We start from the raw sequence: 2637 nt of genomic DNA, 5'->3' as shown, positions 1-2637 counted from the left end.
GTGTCAGCGGTCACGTATTTCCCCAGGTTTGAGGGGTTGTCCGTCACGGAATTCCCCACCCTGGCTGTCACGTAATTCCCCACCCTGGGCGGTGTGTCTGCCTGGTGTGGGCCTCGTACACCGGTTCGCTCTTGATTCATCTGGCGGTGGATGGAAGGGCGCTGATGGCGAGGAGAAATATTGTGATGCTCGATCTAGTCGAGCTGTTCACCCACTGGCATGCGGGCCGCTCGCAGGTCCAGTTGTCGGACTCATTGAAGATCGACCGCAAGACCATCCGCAAATATTTAGCACCGGCGATCGCGGCGGGTATCACGCCGGGCGGGCCAGCGTTGACCACGCAGGCGTGGGCCGATTTGATCGACGGGTGGTTCCCCGAACTGAACGATCCCGGGATGCGGGCGCAGACGTGGCCGTTGATCGCGCCGTATCGCGATCAGATCAAGACCTGGCTGGATGCTGATGTCACGGTGGCCACGATCGCCCAGCGGTTGCGTGACGACCACGGCGTGGCGGCTTCGGAGTCGTCGGTGCGACGTTGGATCGCAACGCATTTCGCCGAGGAGGTGGCCCGCGAGCGAGTGAGCGTGCCGCGCGGGGAGGTCGATCCCGGCAGTGAGGCGCAGATCGATTACGGTCGGCTGGGCATGTGGTTGGACCCGGCGACGGGCAAGCGGGTGGCGGTGTGGGCGTTCGTGATGGTGCTTTCGTGCTCGCGTCACCTGTTCGTGCGCCCGGTGATCCGGATGGATCAAACCACCTGGTGCGCATGTCATGTCGCTGCGTTCGAGTTCTTCGGCGGGGTGCCGGCGCGGCTGGTGTGCGACAATCTCAAGACCGGGGTCGACAAGCCCGACCTGTATGACCCGAAGATCAACCGCACCTACGCTGAGCTGGGCGTGCATTACGGCGCGCTGATCGACCCGGCGCGGGCATTCAAACCCAAAGACAAGCCCCGAGTGGAACGACCCATGCCCTATGTGCGGGACTCGTTCTGGAAAGGCCGCGAGTTCACCTCGCTGACCGGGATGCAGACCGACGCGCTGCGTTGGAGTACCGAAGTGGCCGGAGCCCGGCACAGCCGCGCTCTGGAAGGCGCCGCGCCGTTGCGGGTGTTCGAGGCGGTCGAAGCCGATGCGTTGATGACGTTGCCGTCCAGAGCATTCGAACTCACTACGTGGTCGATCGGCACCGTCGGTGTCGACGCGCATCTCAAGGTCGGCAAGGCCCTGTACTCGGTGCCGTGGCGGTTGATCGGGCAGCGACTACACGCCCGCACCGCCGGCGATATGGTGCAGATCTTCACCGGATCCGACGTAGTGGCCACCCATGTGCGCCGCCCCAGCGGACGGTCCACCGACTTCACCCACTACCCACCGGAGAAGATCGCCTTCCACATGCGCACCCCGGCCTGGTGCCGACGCACCGCCGCCGAGGTCGGACCGGCCTGTGAAGCGGTGATCGCCGAGTTCATGACCGACAACGCCATCCATCACCTGCGCTCGGCTCAAGGGGTGCTCGGGCTGCGCGACAAGCACGGCGTGGCTCGCCTGGAGACGGCCTGCGCCCGCGCCATCGAGGTCGGCGACCCGAGCTATCGCACCATCAAGGGCATCTTGACCGCCGGCACCGAACACGGCACCGACGACGCGGTCACCGGCGCGGCCGGGGCGGCCGGGGCGTTCCTACGCGGACCCCAGCAGTTCGGCGCCGACACCGGCATCATCGCCTAACACTCCGGCGAAACCTGAATCATCCCAACATAATCCACACCACAGGAGTAACTCATGGCTATTTGCGACCCAGCGCTGCGCAACGCGCTGCGCACCCTCAAACTGTCCGGCATGCTCGACACCCTCGACGCCCGGCTGACCCAAACCCGCGACGGCGGGCTCGGCCAGCTCGAATTCCTCCAAGCCCTGTGCGAGGACGAGATCGCCCGCCGCGAATCCGCTGCCCTCACCAGACGGCTGCGCCGCGCCAAATTCGAAGAACAGGCCACCTTCGAGGACTTCGACTTCACCGCCAACCCGAAACTGCCCGCCGCTATGCTGCGCGACCTGGCCGCGCTGCGCTGGCTCGACGCCGGCGAATCAGTCATCCTCTACGGCCCGGTCGGCGTCGGCAAAACCCATGTGGCACAAGCACTCGGGCATCACGTAGCCCGCCGAGGCGGCGACGTGCGCTTCGTCAAATGCTCCCGGATGCTCGCCGATCTGGCCGGTGGCCACGCCGACCGCACCATCGGCCAACGCATGCGCGAATACACCCGACCCCTGGTACTGGTCATCGACGACTTCGCGATGCGCGAGCACACCACCACCCAATCCGACGACCTCTACGACCTCGTCTCCGATCGGGCCATCGCCAGCAAACCCCTGATCCTGACCAGCAACCGCGCCCCCAAGGACTGGTACCCGCTGTTCCCCAACCCCGTCGTGGCCGAATCCCTGCTCGACCGGCTCATCAACACCAGCCACCAAGTACTCATGGACGGCCCGTCCTACCGGCCCCGGAAACGACCCGGCCGCCCCACCAACTAGACACCCTCAGCGCAAGCCGGTAAACCTACACCGAGGCTCCACACCTGAGGAATTACGTGACAGCCACCCCTGGGGAATTACGCGACGGACGACA

The 2637-nt window shown here is 65.5% G+C and carries 2 protein-coding genes; both read left to right on the top strand.

From position 1 onward, the window contains the following. Positions 1-185 precede the first annotated feature (185 nt). Positions 186-1733 (top strand): IS21 family transposase, encoded by a 1548-nt coding sequence (gene istA, locus AC5Y49_RS24535; RefSeq protein WP_499891979.1) that lies wholly within the window; start codon positions 186-188, stop codon positions 1731-1733. A gap of 54 nt (positions 1734-1787) precedes the next feature. Further along, on the top strand, positions 1788-2543 hold the full coding sequence (gene istB / locus AC5Y49_RS24530) for an IS21-like element helper ATPase IstB (RefSeq protein WP_499891978.1): 756 nt from the start codon (positions 1788-1790) through the stop codon (positions 2541-2543). Positions 2544-2637 lie beyond the last annotated feature (94 nt).

This window comes from Mycobacterium sp. NGS62 (genome assembly GCF_059812285.1).
Note: the sequence above shows the minus strand (reverse complement) of the source record. Positions and strands in the feature narration are given on the sequence as shown.

Coding starts and splice junctions, on each gene's coding strand:
- istA (WP_499891979.1), top strand. CDS start 186: ATGCTCGATCTAGTCGAGCTGTTCACCCACTGGCATGCGGGCCGCTCG.
- istB (WP_499891978.1), top strand. CDS start 1,788: ATGGCTATTTGCGACCCAGCGCTGCGCAACGCGCTGCGCACCCTCAAA.